Origin of the sequence: Streptomyces sp. NPDC001231 (assembly GCF_042896885.1) — a bacterium.
Lineage (GTDB): Bacteria > Actinomycetota > Actinomycetes > Streptomycetales > Streptomycetaceae > Streptomyces.
On the sequence record NZ_JBIAXS010000025.1, the window covers coordinates 83,901 to 101,105 of the forward strand.

12 protein-coding genes and 1 pseudogene are annotated in these 17,205 nt (G+C 73.2%); 12 read left to right on the forward strand and 1 reads right to left on the reverse strand.

Annotated elements, in window-relative coordinates:
* The first annotated feature begins 141 nt into the window (after positions 1-141).
* Positions 142-1,557, forward strand: coding sequence for an NAD-dependent malic enzyme (locus ACFY3J_RS27570; RefSeq protein WP_384179499.1), 1,416 nt, complete (start codon positions 142-144; stop codon positions 1,555-1,557).
* 297 nt (positions 1,558-1,854) lie between these two features.
* Positions 1,855-2,136, forward strand: coding sequence for an HU family DNA-binding protein (locus ACFY3J_RS27575; RefSeq protein WP_003990598.1), 282 nt, complete (start codon positions 1,855-1,857; stop codon positions 2,134-2,136).
* Positions 2,137-2,374: 238 nt separating this feature from the next.
* Here the strand turns inward: ACFY3J_RS27575 and murA are convergent, their stop codons facing one another.
* On the reverse strand, positions 2,375-3,721 hold the full coding sequence (murA, locus tag ACFY3J_RS27580; RefSeq protein WP_384179497.1) for a UDP-N-acetylglucosamine 1-carboxyvinyltransferase: 1,347 nt from the start codon (positions 3,719-3,721) through the stop codon (positions 2,375-2,377).
* A gap of 276 nt (positions 3,722-3,997) precedes the next feature.
* Between murA and ACFY3J_RS27585 the strand changes: the two genes are divergently transcribed.
* The 10 genes and pseudogenes from ACFY3J_RS27585 to ACFY3J_RS27630 all read left to right on the forward strand — a co-directional run bounded on the left by ACFY3J_RS27585 (position 3,998) and on the right by ACFY3J_RS27630 (position 16,972).
* Positions 3,998-4,567 (forward strand): YqgE/AlgH family protein, encoded by a 570-nt coding sequence (locus ACFY3J_RS27585; RefSeq protein ID WP_384179495.1) that lies wholly within the window; start codon positions 3,998-4,000, stop codon positions 4,565-4,567.
* 28 nt (positions 4,568-4,595) lie between these two features.
* On the forward strand, positions 4,596-4,877 hold the full coding sequence (locus ACFY3J_RS27590) for a DUF3039 domain-containing protein (RefSeq protein ID WP_141360526.1): 282 nt from the start codon (positions 4,596-4,598) through the stop codon (positions 4,875-4,877).
* A 141-nt stretch (positions 4,878-5,018) separates the two neighbouring features.
* Entirely contained in the window at positions 5,019-6,698 is a 1,680-nt protein-coding gene (locus tag ACFY3J_RS27595; protein ID WP_390841951.1) for a beta-N-acetylhexosaminidase, read from the forward strand.
* A 273-nt stretch (positions 6,699-6,971) separates the two neighbouring features.
* Entirely contained in the window at positions 6,972-7,865 is an 894-nt protein-coding gene (locus ACFY3J_RS27600; protein WP_141360528.1) for a xanthine dehydrogenase family protein subunit M, read from the forward strand.
* Positions 7,862-10,219 carry a 2Fe-2S iron-sulfur cluster-binding protein gene (locus ACFY3J_RS27605; protein WP_390841952.1) on the forward strand — a complete coding sequence of 786 codons (2,358 nt, stop codon included), beginning with the start codon at positions 7,862-7,864 and terminating at the stop codon, positions 10,217-10,219. Before ACFY3J_RS27600 ends, ACFY3J_RS27605 begins: the two co-directional genes overlap by 4 nt.
* On the forward strand, positions 10,216-12,519 hold the full coding sequence (locus ACFY3J_RS27610; RefSeq protein WP_390841953.1) for a xanthine dehydrogenase family protein molybdopterin-binding subunit: 2,304 nt from the start codon (positions 10,216-10,218) through the stop codon (positions 12,517-12,519). Before ACFY3J_RS27605 ends, ACFY3J_RS27610 begins: the two co-directional genes overlap by 4 nt.
* A gap of 200 nt (positions 12,520-12,719) precedes the next feature.
* Positions 12,720-13,316: an SUKH-4 family immunity protein gene (locus ACFY3J_RS27615; protein ID WP_384179486.1), complete on the forward strand. Its 597-nt coding sequence runs from the start codon at positions 12,720-12,722 to the stop codon at positions 13,314-13,316.
* Positions 13,317-13,409: 93 nt separating this feature from the next.
* Positions 13,410-14,879, forward strand: coding sequence for an MFS transporter (locus ACFY3J_RS27620; RefSeq protein WP_390841954.1), 1,470 nt, complete (start codon positions 13,410-13,412; stop codon positions 14,877-14,879).
* Positions 14,880-14,898: 19 nt separating this feature from the next.
* Positions 14,899-15,054: pseudogene (locus ACFY3J_RS27625) on the forward strand (type II toxin-antitoxin system death-on-curing family toxin); the annotation flags it as partial.
* A 118-nt stretch (positions 15,055-15,172) separates the two neighbouring features.
* On the forward strand, positions 15,173-16,972 hold the full coding sequence (locus ACFY3J_RS27630; RefSeq protein ID WP_384179482.1) for a DEAD/DEAH box helicase: 1,800 nt from the start codon (positions 15,173-15,175) through the stop codon (positions 16,970-16,972).
* Positions 16,973-17,205 lie beyond the last annotated feature (233 nt).

Below are 17,205 nucleotides of genomic sequence, written 5' to 3' on the forward strand. Positions count from 1 at the left end.
TGGTGGAATTCAGTTTCCGAAAACGGCACCTCCAGGTGAACACAACGTCCACAACCCGGGGCGGCTAGCACGTACTCGCGGGTAGGTGCGACGATCGGACGGCAGAACTTCGCGACACGGTGAAAGCAGAGGAAGTCGGCCATGGCAACGGCGCCCAGCGTCTCCTACTCGATGACCATCCGTCTGGAGGTGCCGGCGGGCGGAACCGCCGTATCGCAGCTCACCACGGCCGTGGAGTCCTCCGGAGGCTCGGTGACCGGCCTCGACGTCACCGCGTCGGGCCACGAGAGGCTCCGTATCGACGTCACCATCGCTGCCACCTCGACGGCCCACGCCGAGGAGATCGTCGAGAAGCTGCGCGGCATCGAGGGCGTCACGCTGGGCAAGGTCTCGGACCGTACGTTCCTCATGCACCTCGGCGGCAAGATCGAGATGGCGTCCAAGCACCCCATCCGCAACCGTGACGACCTGTCCATGGTCTACACCCCCGGTGTGGCTCGCGTGTGCATGGCGATCGCGGAGAACCCCGAGGACGCCCGGCGCCTGACCATCAAGCGCAACTCGGTTGCGGTCGTGACGGACGGCTCGGCGGTGCTGGGCCTGGGCAACATCGGCCCCAAGGCCGCGCTGCCGGTCATGGAGGGCAAGGCGGCCCTCTTCAAGCGGTTCGCCGGCATCGACGCCTGGCCGCTCTGCCTGGACACCCAGGACACCGACGCGATCGTCGAGATCGTCAAGGCGATCGCCCCCGGGTTCGCCGGCATCAACCTCGAGGACATCTCCGCACCGCGCTGCTTCGAGATCGAGGCGCGGCTGCGCGAGGCCCTGGACATCCCCGTCTTCCACGACGACCAGCACGGCACCGCGATCGTCGTGCTCTCCGCGCTGACCAACGCGCTGCGCGTGGTCGGCAAGTCGATCGACAGCGTGCGCGTGGTGATGTCCGGCGCCGGCGCGGCCGGCACGGCGATCCTGCGACTGCTGCTCGCCGCGGGCGTGAAGAACGCCGTCGTCGCCGACATCCACGGTGTGGTGCACGCCGACCGTGAGGACCTCGTCGGGGCCGCCCCGGACTCCCCGCTGCGCTGGATCGCGGACAACACCAACCCGGAGGGTCTGAGCGGCACGCTGAAGGAGGCCGTGCACGGCGCGGACGTCTTCATCGGCGTCTCGGCGCCCAACGTGCTCGACGGCGACGACGTGGCCGCCATGGCGGAGGGCGCGATCGTGTTCGCGCTCGCGAACCCCGACCCCGAGGTGGACCCGGCAATTGCCCGTCAGACGGCGGCAGTTGTGGCCACCGGCCGCTCCGACTTCCCCAACCAGATCAACAACGTGCTGGTCTTCCCGGGCGTCTTCCGCGGCCTGCTGGACGCGCAGTCCCGGACCGTCAACACGGAGATGATGCTGGCCGCCGCGCAGGCCCTCGCCGACGTGGTCACCGGGGACGAGCTGAACCCGAACTACATCATCCCGAGCGTCTTCAACGACAAGGTCGCCGGCGCGGTGGCCGGGGCGGTCCGGGAGGCGGCCGCGAAGACGGCGGCAACGGCGTGACGATTGCCACGGCGCCGCGAAACCGGCGCGTCGTGAAGCACCCCGCCGCCGGTGGAGCCTTATCGTGACGGCCAGGCTCGGGCATCTCTTCGTGTGACTCCCAAGGGTGTTCTCACGACTCCTATGGGTGCCGGATTGGCATTCGCGCCGCAGGTGGGGGCAGGATGCCTCCCTGGGCGCGAGGGTTCGGCGACGGACCCGGGTCCGGGGACTCACCGAGGACCCTGGCAGCATCGGCTTCGCTGTGCCCAACATGCGGCCTCGCCGCAACGGTAAGAAGAACACGGGAGTAACAACATGAACCGCAGTGAGCTGGTGGCCGCGCTGGCCGACCGTGCCGAGGTGACCCGCAAGGACGCCGACGCCGTGCTGGCCGCGTTCGCCGACGTCGTCGGCGACATCGTCTCCAAGGGGGACGAGAAGGTCACCATCCCTGGTTTCCTGACCTTCGAGCGCACCCACCGTGCCGCTCGCACCGCTCGCAACCCGCAGACCGGCGAGCCGATCCAGATCCCGGCCGGCTACAGCGTGAAGGTCTCCGCGGGCAGCAAGCTCAAGGAAGCGGCCAAGGGCAAGTGACCTCGCCGTCTCGTACGCCGTGGGACGGCGTACGAGACGCTGCAGGCCGGCTCTCGGGCCACCACGACGCCAATGGGGCGGTCTCCCTCACCGGGGGCCGCCCCAAAGTCGTACGCACGTTCCCCGGCGCCCGCCGGGGGAGCGTGGACCCGCCGAGGGCCTCATGCTGTGCCTGCCCGGGAGTGACCCCCGGACCCCCAGCCGGGGCGACGTCGGCCGGCCCGGCTGGGAGGTTCGGTCAGCCGAGGGCCTGGCCCGGGAGTTCCACCTTGGCGCCCAGCTCCATGAGCTTCTCCATGAAGTTCTCGTAGCCGCGGTTGATCAGGTCGATGCCGTGGACGCGGGAGGTGCCCTGGGCGGCCAGGGCCGCGATCAGGTAGGAGAAGCCACCGCGCAGGTCGGGGATGACCAGGTCGGCGCCCTGGAGCCGGGTCGGGCCGGACACCACCGCGGAGTGCAGGAAGTTGCGCTGGCCGAAGCGGCAGTCGGAGCCGCCCAGGCACTCGCGGTAGAGCTGGATGTGGGCGCCCATCTGGTTGAGCGCGGAAGTGAAGCCCAGACGCGACTCGTACACCGTCTCGTGGATGATCGACAGGCCCGTGGCCTGGGTCAGGGCGACCACCAGCGGCTGCTGCCAGTCGGTCTGGAATCCGGGGTGCACGTCCGTCTCCAGCGCGATGGACTTCAACTGGCCGCCCGGGTGCCAGAAGCGGATGCCCTCGTCGTCGATCTGGAACGCGCCGCCGACCTTCCGGTAGGTGTTCAGGAAGGTCATCATCGACCGCTGCTGGGCGCCGCGGACGTAGATGTCGCCCTCGGTCGCCAGCGCCGCCGACGCCCAGGACGCGGCCTCCAGCCGGTCCGAAAGGGCCCGGTGGTTGTAGCCGCCGAGCTTCTCCACACCCGTGATCCGGATCGTGCGGTCGGTGTCGATCGCGATGATCGCGCCCATCTTCTGCAGGACGCAGATCAGGTCCTCGATCTCCGGCTCCACGGCCGCGTTGGACAGCTCGGTGACACCCTCGGCCAGCACGGCCGTCAGCAGCACCTGCTCGGTCGCGCCGACGGACGGGTACGGCAGCCGGATCTTCGTACCGCGCAGCCCCTTGGGCGCCTCCAGGTACTGCCCGTCCGCCCGCTTCTCGATGACCGCGCCGAACTGCCGCAGCACGTCGAAGTGGAAGTCGATGGGCCGGCCGCCGATGTCGCAGCCGCCCAAGCCGGGGATGAACGCGTGCCCCAGACGGTGCAGCAGCGGCCCGCAGAACAGGATCGGGATGCGCGAGGAGCCCGCGTGGGCATCGATGTCGGCGACGTTCGCGCTCTCCACCCGGGTCGGGTCGAGCACCAGCTCACCCGGTTCGTCACCCGGACGGACCGTCACCCCGTGCAGTTGCAGCAGACCGCGCACGACACGCACGTCACGGATGTCCGGAACGTTGCGGAGGCGACTTGGCTCACCTCCCAGCAGGGCGGCGACCATGGCCTTCGGTACGAGGTTCTTCGCACCGCGGACACGGATCTCGCCCTCCAGCGGGGTTCCGCCGTGGACAAGCAGGACGTCATCAGTGCCGTTGACGGTCATGTATCTCGCGTTCCGATGAGGTGGGCAGGATCCGGCCGATCACTTCGGAGGGGGCCGGAGAGACAGGGTAATCGCCGTGCGCCCCCCTTCAGAAAAGCCCGTCGGCGGCCCGGGTTGGCTCGGGACCCTGCGCCAACACGCCCCGTTGAGCGCCGGGCACGTGCGGTCACCGCGGCCGCCGTGCGCCGGTGACGCTTCCGTGTCCCCTGAGCTGCGCTCACCCCCGTAGCCGGATTGGCTCCCCACGCGCAGGAAAGATGCGGGATCATGTCTGGCATGACCGAGGTGTCCTCGCTCACAGGGCGGCTGCTCGTGGCCACGCCCGCCCTGGCGGACCCGAACTTCGACCGCGCGGTGGTGCTCCTTCTCGACCACGACGAGGAGGGCTCCCTCGGTGTCGTCCTCAACCGTCCCACCCCCGTGGACGTGGGCGACATCCTGGAGGGCTGGGCGGATCTCACCGGGGAGCCCGGCGTCGTCTTCCAGGGCGGCCCGGTGTCGCTGGACTCCGCACTCGGCGTCGCCGTCATCCCCGGCGGCTCCGGCGAGGGCGCCCCGCTGGGCTGGCGCCGGGTGCACGGCGCGATCGGGCTCGTCGACCTGGAGGCACCTCCCGAGCTGCTGGCCTCCGCCCTCGGCTCGCTGCGGATCTTCGCCGGATACGCCGGCTGGGGCCCCGGTCAGCTCGAGGACGAGCTGGCGGAAGGGGCCTGGTACGTCGTCGAGTCGGAACCCGGCGACGTGTCCTCCCCGTTCCCCGAGCGACTGTGGCGCGAGGTGCTGCGCCGCCAGCGCAACGAACTGGCGATGGTCGCCACATATCCGGACGACCCTTCGCTCAACTGATGCCCGGGGCCTTCAGTACCCTTGCCGTATGAGCACTCTCGAGCCCGAGCGCGGCACTGGTACGGGTACCCTCGTCGAGCCGACGCCGCAGGTGTCCCACGGCGACGGCGACCACGAGCGCTTCGCCCACTACGTCCAGAAGGACAAGATCATGGCGAGCGCCCTCGACGGTACGCCCGTCGTGGCGCTGTGCGGCAAGGTGTGGGTGCCGGGCCGCGACCCGAAGAAGTACCCCGTCTGCCCGCTGTGCAAGGAGATCTACGAATCCATGAGCGGCGGCGGCGAAGGCGGCGACGACAAGAAGAAGTAACCGGCTCCCCGCTCGGCAGAGACTCGCAGGGCCCCCGAGGCGCGCTCCGGCGTGCCTCGGGGGCCTGTGTCGTCGGACGGCCTGTGCACGATGTGCAACGCTCGTTGCGCCGTGTCGCGGCCGACGCTACCCATGGGTGGCATGACCGACGTGATTCCGGCCCCGCGCGCCGCGGCCCTCTCCCCGGACCGCGCCGTCCCGCTCGACCGGGGCACCACCCTCTGGGCCGCCGAGGGCACCGGCGGCACGGAACGCTGGCTGCGCGGCACACTCGGCGCGGCCCTCGGCCTGCCCTTCCCGCCCGGCGCCGAGGACGACCCGGACTCCGTACGGCTGCGCCTGGACGACTCCCTGGAGCCCGAGGCGTACCGGCTCGCCGCCGTCGCCGGCCGGGGCGTCGAGATCCGCGGCGGCTCCCCGGCCGGGGTGTTCTGGGGTGCGCAGACCCTGCGCCAGCTGCTCGGCCCCGACGCCTTCCGGCGCGTCCCCGTACGGCCGGACGCCGCCCACGCGGTCCCGGCGGGGGTGATCGAGGACGCACCCCGCTTCCGCTGGCGCGGCCTGATGCTCGACGTGGCCCGCCACTTCATGCCGAAGGACGGCGTCCTGCGCTACCTCGACCTGATGGCCGCGCACAAACTCAACGTGCTGCACCTCCACCTGACGGACGACCAGGGCTGGCGGATCGAGATCAAGCGGTACCCGAGGCTGACGGAGGTCGGCTCCTGGCGGGCGCGGACGAGATTCGGCCACCGGGCGTCCCTGCTGTGGGAGGACAAACCGCACGGCGGCCACTACACCCAGGACGACATCCGGGAGATCGTCGCCTACGCGGCCGAGCGGCACATCGCCGTCGTCCCCGAGATCGACGTGCCCGGGCACTCGCAGGCCGCCATCGCCGCGTACCCGGAACTCGGCAACACCGACGTCGTCGACACCGCCGCCCTCACCGTCTGGGACGACTGGGGCGTCAACCCGAACGTCCTCGCTCCCACCGACACCACCCTGCGCTTCTACGAGGGCGTCTTCGAGGAACTGCTCGAACTGTTCCCCGCGGACGCCGTGACGTCCACCGGGCCGGGGTTCTCGGATTCCTCGGGGTTCTCGGGGTTCTCGCGCTTCGTCCACATCGGCGGTGACGAGTGCCCCAAGGAGCAGTGGCGGGCCTCGCCGGCCGCGCAGGCGCGGATCGCGGAACTCGGACTGGCCGGCGAGGACGAGCTCCAGGCCTGGTTCGTGGGGCACTTCGACGCCTGGCTCGCCGCGCGCGGGCGAAGGCTCATCGGCTGGGACGAGATCCTGGAGGGCGGCCTGGCGGCGGGGGCCGCGGTGTCGTCCTGGCGCGGGTACGAGGGCGGGATCGCCGCAGCGCGGGCCGGCCACGACGTCGTCATGTGCCCCGAGCAGGAGGTGTACCTGGACCACCGCCAGGCCCCGGGCGAGGACGAGCCCGTGCCGATCGGCTTCGTGCGCACCCTGGAGGACGTCTACCGGTTCGAGCCGGTCCCCCCGGAGCTGGACGGGGCCCAGGCCCGCCATGTGCTGGGCGCGCAGGCCAACGTGTGGACCGAGGTGATGGAGGATCAGGCACGCGTGGACTACCAGGCGTTCCCCAGGCTGGCCGCGTTCGCCGAGGTGGCCTGGAGTGCCCTGCCCGCCCCGGCGGAACGGGACTTCGCGGACTTCGAGCGGCGGATGACCGCCCACTACGGGCGTCTGGACGCCCTGGGCGTCCGCTACCGGCCGCCCACCGGACCGCACCCGTGGCAGCGGCGCCCCGGCGTCCTCGGGCGGCCCCTCGACGGTCCGCCGCCGAGGTAGCGGGAGGCAGCGGAACGGCCGGCACCGCCCGCCGTCTCGAACAGGTGCCGGAAAAAGGTCGCAAGAGTCAGCGAAGAGTGGGAATTCGCTCGCATCGGTGATGGTGTGCCAAATCGGACCATGTCCCCGATGAGGTGGGCGAATGCCACCTAGCGGACCCCTGTCTTCGGGCCCTGCGAAGATGTGCCAGAGTTGCCACGTCCGCCCTGTCAGCACGTACCGTACGGCAGCACAGGTGGGACCAGTGGGGGCAGCGGGAAGGGGCAGCCGGTTTTGACCACGCACGCACCTCAGGCGGCGCAGGCCGTCACGCTGCCCACGACGCTGAACGAGGCGGTGGCGGCACTCACGGCCATGCCCGCCGCGGTGCCCGTGGCGGGCGGCACCGACCTCATGGCCGCCGTCAACTCCGGGCAGCTCAGGCCCACCGCGCTGGTCGGCCTCGGCCGGATCAGCGAGATCCGCGGCTGGCAGTACCAGGACGGCCACGCGCTGCTCGGCGCCGGGCTCACCCACGCGCGCATGGGGCGCCCCGACTTCGCCGCGCTGATCCCGGCGCTGGCCGCCGCCGCGCGTGCCGCGGGCCCGCCGCACATCCGCAACGCGGGCACCCTGGGCGGCAACATCGCCTCCGCCGCCCCCACCGGGGACGCGCTGCCGGTGCTGGCAGCCCTGGAGGCGATCCTGATCATCGCGGGCCCGGGCGGAGCCCGCCGGGAGATCCCGGTGTCGCACCTGCTGGCCGGCGTGGAGATGCTCCGCGCGGGCGAACTCATCGGCTACGTGCGCGTGCCGCTGCTGCACGCGCCGCAGGTCTTCCTCAAGGCGACCGGCCGCACCGGACCGGGCCGCGCGGTCGCGTCCGTGGCGCTGGTCCTCGACCCGGCCCGGCGCGGGGTGCGGTGCGCGGTGGGCGCCATAGCGCCGATGCCGCTGCGGCCGCTGGACGCCGAGCACTGGGTGGCCCAGCTCATCGACTGGGACAACGGCCGCGTGATCGTCCCGGAGGCGCAGAACGCCTTCGGCGAGTACGTGGCCGCGGCCTGCATCCCCGATCCGGTCCCGGCCGAGGACGGCTCCGTGCAGCAGCTTCCGCCCGCCGTACTGCACCTGCGGCGCACCGTCGCCGCGCTGGCCCGACGAGCACTGGGGAGGGCGCTGTCGTGACCGACGACCAGCACGCGGAGGGCACGCCGGGCAGCGGCGGCCGATGGGACCCGCTGCCTCAGGGCGAGTACGACGACGGCGCCACCGCGTTCGTGAAGCTGCCCGAGGGTGGCATCGACGCCCTTCTCGCCGCCGACAGCCCGCTCGCGGCGCCTGGCCACGGGTACGTGCCGCCGCCGATAGCGGTCACGCCCGCCCCGCAGGCGGCGACCGACCCGGCGGGGACGGGCGGTTGGGCCGTGCCGGGCGTGCCCGCCCAGGGCACCCAGTGGCCCGACCCGAACGCCGTGCCGCAGGACGCGGGCGCGGGCGCGGACGACCGGTTCACGTACCGCCCGGAGGCCACCCAGCAGTGGAACTTCGACGAGGCTCAGGCGGGCCCGGCCGCTCAGGCCCCTCCCGCGCCCCGGCAGGACGTGACCGGGCAGTGGTCGATCCCGGTCGCCGGGGGTGACATCCCGGACGAATCAGGCGAGTTCACCACGTCGTCACTGGTCCAGCAGTGGGGCGGCACCCCTCCGACCACCCTCCCCGGCGGCGCGGCCGCCCCGTGGGCCACGGAGGAGGTCGGCCAGGCCTGGAGCCGCCCCCGCACCGGAGCCGAGGCGCCCGGACAGCCCGGCGAGCCCACGGCGGGCGGCCCGCACGGGAGCGCACCGGCCGCGAACACCTACGAGAACGGACCGACCGGCGCCGCGTTCCCGGCCGGAGGGCCGGGCGGTGGCGGACAGGGTGCCGGGGCGGCTGAGGCGGCGTACGGCGCGCGTGGAGACGCGGGGTTGCCGGGGGCTTCCGCTGCGGGCGGTGCGGCCGGTGGTGGTTCCCCGGCCGGGCGGCCGGGCGGTGGCGGACAGGGTGCCGGGGCGGCTGAGGCGGCGTACGGCGCGCGTGGAGACGCGGGGTTGCCGGCGGCTTTCGCTGCGGGCGGTGTGACCGGTGGTGGTTCCCCGGCCGGTGGGCCGGGCGGTGGCGGAAACGGTGCCGGGGCGGCTGAAGCCGCGTACGGGACGGCGGTGGACGGCTCGCGCGCGGACGTGCGGTTGCCGGGCGTTCACGCTGCGGGCGGTGCGGCCGGTGGTGGTTCCCCGGCCGGAGTGCCCGGCGCGGGCGCGCACGGTGCCGGGGCGGTCCAGGACGCGTACAGGGCCGGGACTTCGGCGGGCGGTGCGCGCGAGGGCGAGCCGGCGGCTTCGGGCGCGGGCCATGCGGACGGCCGTTCGGCGGGGGTCCGGCACCCGGCCGAGGAGCCGGCGTCGGAGGCCGCCCGGCCATTCCCGCCGATCGCGACCGGACCCGGCGCGGACACCGCCGCCACTCGGGGACCCGAGGCTCCGCATGGACAAGGCGCGGCCGCCGTACCCGGGCAGGGCGCCACCGGTTCCCCGGCGGAGCGGCAAGCCCAACTTCGCGCGGAGCAAGGCGCGCAGGCCTCGCGGCCCCGGTCCGAGTCCACGGCGGAGCCCGACGCGGACTCCCCGCGGCCGGCCTCCGGCGCGGTCGAGGCCGGCAAGGACCCCCGAGAGGCCGGGGAGGCCGCGGAGGGGCCCGCCGGGCCGCCCGCGCGACCCGGCTCGCCCCAGAAGACCCAGCCGTCCTCCCGGGCCGCCGGAGAGCCCGTCACGGGCTCCGGCTCCGCGACCCCGGACGGCGCGGCCGCCGGTCCGGACCCGGACGCCGGACAGCCGGATGCCGCCACCCAGGAGGACCCGCCTCCCGCGCCCCCGCAGGACGAGCACCCGCTCGCCTCGTACGTGCTGCGCGTCAACGGCGCCGACCGGCCCGTCACCGACGCCTGGATCGGTGAGTCGCTGCTGTACGTGCTGCGCGAGCGGCTCGGGCTCGCGGGCGCCAAGGACGGCTGCTCGCAGGGCGAGTGCGGCGCCTGCAACGTACAGGTCGACGGACGCCTGGTCGCCTCCTGCCTGGTGCCCGCGGTCACCGCGGCCGGCAGCGAGGTGCGCACGGTCGAGGGACTGGCCGTGGACGGGCAGCCCTCGGACGTGCAGCGGGCGCTCGCCCGGTGCGGCGCGGTGCAGTGCGGCTTCTGCGTACCCGGCATGGCGATGACCGTGCACGACCTGCTGGAGGGCAACCCGGACCCGACCGAGCTGGAGACCCGCCAGGCGCTGTGCGGCAACCTGTGCCGCTGCACGGGCTACCGGGGCGTTCTCCAGGCCGTCAAGGAGGTCGTCACCGAACGCGAGGTGCACACCGCGGCGGACGAGGCCGAGCAGGAGGCCGAGGAGCCGCGCATCCCCCACCAGGCGGGTCCGGGCGCCGGCGGGGTCCACCCCTCCGCGTTGGACACCCCGGCACCGCACGACCCCTACGGCCAGGACGGAGGCCAGGCGTGAGCAACGAAGCCGCCACCGCCGCCGCGGAGACCGCCCCCGCGCCCGAACCCCTGCCGCACGGTCTCGGCTCCTCACTGCCGGCCACCGACGCCCGCGCCAAGACGGAGGGCACCTTCCCGTACGCGGCCGACCTGTGGGCCGAGGGCCTGCTGTGGGCGGCCGTACTGCGCTCGCCGCACCCGCACGCGCGCATCGTGTCCATCGACACGGCACACGCGCGCGAGATGCCCGGCGTACGGGCCGTCGTCACCCACGAGGACGTCCCGGGCCGCCCCGTGCACGGCCGCGGCACGCCCGACCGCCCGGTGTTCGCCTCCGAGGTCGTACGCCACCACGGCGAGCCCATCGCGGCCGTGGCCGCCGACCACCCGGACACCGCGCGGATGGCCGCCGCCGCCGTCATCGTCGAGTACGAGGTGCTCGACCCGGTGACCGACCCCGAACAGGCCTTCGAGGCCGAGCCGTTGCACCCCGACGGCAACCTGATCCGGCACATCCCGCTGCGCCACGGCGACCCGGAGGCGGCCGGCGAGGTCGTCGTCGAGGGCCTGTACCGCATCGGCCGCCAGGACCCGGCCCCCATCGGCGCCGAGGCCGGCCTCGCGGTGCCCCGCCCCGACGGCGGGGTGGAGCTGTACCTGGCCTCCACCGACCCGCACACCGACCGCGACGCGCTCGCCGCCTGCTACGGACTGGAACCCGAGCGCGTGAAGATCGTCGTCACCGGCGTGCCGGGCGCCACCGCCGACCGCGAGGACCAGGGCTTCCAGCTACCGCTCGGCCTGCTCGCGCTGAGGACCGGCTGCCCGGTGAAGCTCACGGCGACCCGCGAGGAGTCGTTCCTGGGCCACACCCACCGCCACCCGACGCTCCTGCGCTACCGCCACCACGCCGACGCCGAGGGCACGTTGGTCAAGGTCGAGGCGCAGATCCTGCTGGACGCGGGCGCCTACGCCGACACCTCCTCCGAGGCCCTCGCCGCCGCCGTGTCCTTCGCCTGCGGCCCCTACGTCGTCCCGAACGCCTTCATCGAGGGATGGGCCGTGCGCACCAACAACCCGCCCTCCGGCCATGTCCGCGGCGAGGGCGCGATGCAGGTGTGCGCCGCCTACGAGGCGCAGATGGACAAGCTGGCCAAGAAGCTCGGCCTGGACCCGGCCGAGGTGCGCCTGCGCAACGTCATCGCGACCGGCGACGTGCTGCCGACCGGCCAGACGGTGACGTGCCCGGCCCCGGTCGCGGAACTGCTCCAGGCCGTACGGGACCACCCGCTGCCGCCGCTGCCCAAGGACGTCCCCGAGGACGAGTGGCTGCTGCCCGGCGGCCTCGAGGGAGCGGGCGAACCGGGCGCGGTGCGCCGGGGCGTGGGCTACGGCCTGGGCATGGTGCACATGCTCGGCGCGGAGGGCGCCGACGAGGTCTCCACGGCGACCGTGCGGGTCCAGGGCGGCGTGGCGACGGTGCTGTGCGCGGCGGTGGAGACCGGCCAGGGCTTCACGACGCTCGCCCGGCAGATCGTCCAGGACACGCTCGGCATCGACGAGGTGCACGTGGCCCCGGTCGACACCGACCAGCCGCCGGCCGGCGCCGGCTGCCGAGGCCGCCACACCTGGGTGTCGGGCGGCGCGGTGGAACGCGCGGCGAAGATGGTCCGCACCCAGCTCCTCCAGCCGCTCGCCCACAAGTTCGGCATGTCCACCGAGCTGCTCCAGATCACCGACGGCAAGATCACGTCGTACGACGGCGTGCTGTCGACCACGGTCACGGAGGCGCTGGACGGCAAGGAGCTGTGGGCGACCGCCCAGTGCCGCCCGCACCCCACCGAGCCGCTGAACGAGTCGGGCCAGGGCGACGCCTTCGTGGGCCTGGCCTTCTGCGCCATCCGCGCGGTGGTGGACGTGGACATCGAACTGGGCTCGGTACGGGTCGTGGAGATGGCCCTCGCCCAGGACGTGGGCCGGGTGCTCAACCCGGCCCAGCTGGCCGCCCGGATCGAGGGGGGCGTCACCCAGGGCGTGGGCATCGCCCTCACGGAGAACCTGCGCACCCCGCGCGGGCTGGTCCGCCACCCCGACCTCACCGGCTACGCCCTGCCCACGGCCCTGGACGCGCCCGACGTCCGGATCGTGAAACTGGTCGAGGAGCGGGACGTCGTCGCCCCCTTCGGCGCGAAGGCGGTCAGCGCGGTACCGGTGGTGACCTCCCCGGCGGCCGTCGCCTCCGCGGTGCGCGCCGCCACGGGCCGTCCGGTCAACCGTCTGCCGATCCGCCCGCAGGCCGCGGTCGTGACCGCGCAGTGAGCGGTGTTCGTCCGCGGTTGCCCGGGCCGGAAGGGAACGCCGGGCGCCCGCCCGGCGTCTTCCGTTTTGAGGTGTTGTCAGTGAGGGGGCGTAGTCTTCGGGCAGTGGGGAAAGGGCCGTCGCCCGAGGGCGGCGCCCGGACGCGCCCAGCCCGGGACGCCGTCCGTTCCGGAACCTGAACCGAACCGCACGGGGGACCGATGAGCACGACCGATACCGTTGTCAGGGTGATCACCCTGCCCGAGGCGGGCCGCGATCTGCGCCGTGGGTACGGCGAGTTCGCGTTCCGCCCTGCGGCGGCTCCCACCCGCCCGGCGGCCCGTGTCCGCGCGGCGGTGCCGGCCGTGAGGCCCGGCACGGCCTCCGGACTGACCCTCGACCTGCGCGCCCGCCTGCTGCACCGTGAGTTCGGCCACGGCCGGATCGCGCGCTACGAGGAAGTCGACTTCCCCGCCACGCTCACCCACGAGCCCACCCGCCGCTTCCTGCGCGACACGGGCCTGCCCGAGGACGGCGTACTCCTCCAGTCCGACACCGACGTACCCCTGCCGACGCTCGCCGAGTTCTGCGCCGACGAGTGCCCCGACGACTTCTGGCCGGACGAACTCCCCGCCCGGGCCCACCACTTGATACGCCTCGGCCGCTTCGCAGGCGGCAGCAGCCTGCTGGTCGACGGCACCACCGGCGCGGTCCTCACCTGGACCGGCCCCGAAGCCGCCCCGGCCCCCCTGACCAAGGACGTCTCCACCCTCGCCTTCACCCTCTGGCTCCTGCGCCGCCGGGCCACCCGCCGCTGAACCGCTCGGTCGCACGGCCTAGGACCAAGGTCCCGGCCGCGGGCCGACTCCCGACAGGGGCCAAAGTGGACTGCGCACCTTACGCTGGCGACCATGAGCGCCCTGGAACCGCGCGACACCGAGGTCGCGGACATCTCTGACAGATCCGGTCCCCACGACGTGGCGACCGACACCGTGCTGAGCCGCAACCACCGGGCGCTGAGCATCGGGATCGTCTCCGTCGTCCTGCTGATCGCCTTCGAGGCGACCGCCGTCGGTACGGCGATGCCCGTCGCGGCGCGGGAACTGGACGGGGTGTCGCTGTACGCGTTCGCGTTCTCGGGGTTCTTCACCACCAGCCTGTTCGGGATGGTGCTCTCCGGGCAGTGGTCGGACCGCCGGGGGCCCCTGGCGCCGCTGACCACGGGGATCGGCTCGTTCGTGGCCGGGCTGGTGCTGGCGGGGACGGCGAGCACGATGTGGGTGTTCATCGCGGGGCGGGCCGTGCAGGGACTCGGCGGCGGCCTGGTGATCGTCGCCCTGTACGTCGTCGTCGGGCGGGCCTACCCCGAGCGGCTGCGTCCGTCGATCATGGCGGCGTTCGCGGCGGCCTGGGTGGTCCCGTCGATCGTCGGCCCGCTCGCCTCGGGCGCGGTGACGGAGCACCTGGGCTGGCGCTGGGTGTTCGTCGGCATCCCGGTGCTCGTGGTGTTCCCGCTGGCGATCGCCCTGCCGCAGATACGGCGGCGGGCGGGCGGCCCGGTGGGCGAGGGCGCCGGGGAGAGTGCTCAGCGGTCCTCCTTCGACCTGCGCCGCATCCGGCTCGCCTTCGGTATCTCCCTGGGCGCCGGGCTGCTGCAGTACGCGGCCCAGGACCTGCGCTGGCTGTCGCTGCTGCCCGGGGTGGCGGGGGCCGCGCTGCTGGTCCCGGCCGTGCGGGGGCTGCTGCCGCGCGGCACGTACCGGGCGGCGCGCGGGCTGCCGTCCGTGGTGCTGCTGCGCGGGGTCGCGGCGGGCTCCTTCATCGCCGCCGAGTCCTTCGTGCCGCTGATGCTCGTCACCCAGCGGGGGCTGTCCCCGACGCTGGCCGGGTTCTCCCTCGCGGCCGGCGGGGTCACCTGGGCGCTGGGCTCGTGGGTGCAGTCGCGTCCGCTGATGGCGCGGCACCGGGAGCGGCTGATGACCGCTGGGATGGTGCTGGTGGCCGCGGCCATCGCCGCCGCGCCCAGTGTGCTGATCGAGGCCGTCCCGGTCTGGACGGTCGCCGTCGCCTGGGCCTTCGGCTGCTTCGGCATGGGCCTGGTCATCGCCTCCACCAGCGTGCTGCTGCTGCGGCTGTCCGCCCCTGAGGAGGCCGGCACCAACTCCGCGGCCCTGCAGATCTCCGACGCCCTCTCCAACGTCGTCCTGCTCGCCGCGGGCGGCGCCGCCTTCGCCGCACTGGGCGGCGGCACGGTGGCCCACACGACCGCGACCACCGCCTCCGCCTCCCACCCGGCGGCGTTCGCGGTGGTCTTCCTGCCGATGGCGGCGGTGGCGTTGACGGGGGCGTGGGTGACGCGACGGTTGCGGGCTCACCCTTGAGCGGTATCGGTCCGATCCCATCTCCCGGCTGCCTTTCCTGGCGCTGAACAACGTGCAGCTGCGCCCGGACATCGACGCCGCCGAGCGCCTGGTCATCGACGTGGCGACGGGCGCTCTCGAAGAAGTCAAGGTGATCGGTGAGGCGCTGCGGGAGCTCGGGGAGCGAGAGATGTGACCTCAGTCCCATCCCCGGGTGACGCCGTGCCGTTGGCGCGTTGACACCGGCGGGCCGCCGGTAGGGTGGCCCGGTCGTCATACGTAGCCGAGCCCCTCAGCACAGCGAACCGGAGACCGTGACTACTACCGCCGCCAGCTCGTCCCACTCGCATCACCTCTCGCCCGCCTTCCCCGGTCGCGCCCCCTGGGGTACCGCCGGGAAGCTGCGTGCCTGGCAGCAGGGCGCGATGGAGAAGTACGTCCAGACCCAGCCCCGCGACTTCCTGGCGGTGGCCACCCCCGGCGCCGGAAAGACGACCTTCGCGCTGACGCTGGCCTCCTGGCTGCTGCACCACCACGTCGTCCAGCAGGTGACCGTGGTCGCGCCGACCGAGCACCTGAAGAAGCAGTGGGCGGAGGCCGCCGCGCGGATAGGCATCAAGCTCGACCCGGAGTACAGCGCGGGCCCGCTCGGCAAGTCGTACCACGGCATCGCCGTGACGTACGCCGGTGTCGGCGTGCGCCCCATGCTGCACCGCAACCGCGTCGAGCAGCGCAAGACCCTCGTCATCCTCGACGAGATCCACCACGCCGGCGACTCCAAGTCGTGGGGCGAGGCGTGCCTCGAGGCGTTCGAGCCCGCGACCCGCCGGCTCGCCCTCACCGGTACGCCGTTCCGCTCCGACACCAACCCCATCCCGTTCGTCACGTACGAGGAGGACGGGGCCGGCATCCGGCGTTCGGCCGCCGACTACACCTACGGCTACGGCTCCGCCCTCTCCGACGGCGTCGTCCGGCCCGTCATCTTCCTCTCCTACAGCGGCAACATGCGCTGGCGCACGAAGGCGGGCGACGAGATCGCGGCCAAGCTGGGCGAGCCGATGACCAAGGACGCCGTCAGCCAGGCCTGGCGCACCGCGCTCGACCCGCGCGGCGAGTGGATGCCGGCCGTGCTGCGCGCCGCCGACCAGCGGCTGACCGAGGTCCGCAAGGCCATCCCGGACGCCGGCGCCCTGGTCATCGCCTCCGACCAGGAATCCGCCCGCGCCTACGCCAAGCTGATCCGCGAGATCACGGGCAGCAGCGCGACACTCGTCCTCTCCGACGACGCCGGCGCCTCGAACCGGATCGACGACTTCAGCGGCAGCGAGGACCGCTGGATGGTCGCCGTCCGCATGGTGTCCGAGGGCGTCGACGTGCCCCGGCTCGCGGTCGGGGTGTACGCCACCACCATCTCCACCCCGCTCTTCTTCGCCCAGGCCGTCGGTCGTTTCGTACGGTCCCGCAGGCGCGGCGAGACCGCCTCCGTGTTCCTGCCGACCGTCCCGGACCTGCTGACCTTCGCCAACGAGATGGAGGTCGAGCGCGACCACGCCCTCGACAAGCCGAAGAAGGACGGCGAGGAGGACCCGTACGCCGAGTCCGAGAAGGAGATGGACGAGGCGAACCGGGAGCAGGACGAGGACACCGGCGAGCAGGACATGCTGCCCTTCGAGGCGCTGGAGTCCGACGCCGTCTTCGACCGGGTCCTCTACGACGGCGCCGAGTTCGGCATGCAGGCCCACCCGGGCAGCGAGGAGGAGCAGGACTACCTCGGCATCCCGGGCCTGCTCGAACCCGAACAGGTGCAGATGCTGCTGCAGAAGCGGCAGGCCCGGCAGATCGCGCACAGCCGCAAGCGGCCCGACACCGAGGCCGACCTCCTCGAACTGCCCGCCGACCGGCGGCCGGTGGTGACCCACAAGGAGTTGATGGAGCTGCGCCGGCAGCTCAACACGATGGTCGGCGCGTACGTCCACCAGAGCGGCAAGCCGCACGGGGTCGTCCACACCGAGCTGCGCCGGGTGTGCGGCGGCCCGCCCAGCGCCGAGGCGACGGCGGGTCAGTTGCGCCAGCGCATCGCCAAGGTGCAGGAGTGGGCGACGCGGATGAAGTGACACGGGGGTGCCACCACGCGTTCCTGATGCGTGGTCCGACGGCATCGCCGGAGTACGTATCGGGATGAACATCGCACTCCGTACCGGACGGTGACCGGATTCTGGACGGAGGCTTCCGCTCAGCGAACCGGCTTCGCTAATGTCCCGCTACGCCGACGCACCGTGGCCACGCCGCCGCGGAGCGCAGCCGTGAAGCGACTTCAGTCCGGGGCGGCCCGGACCGCCGGCCGATC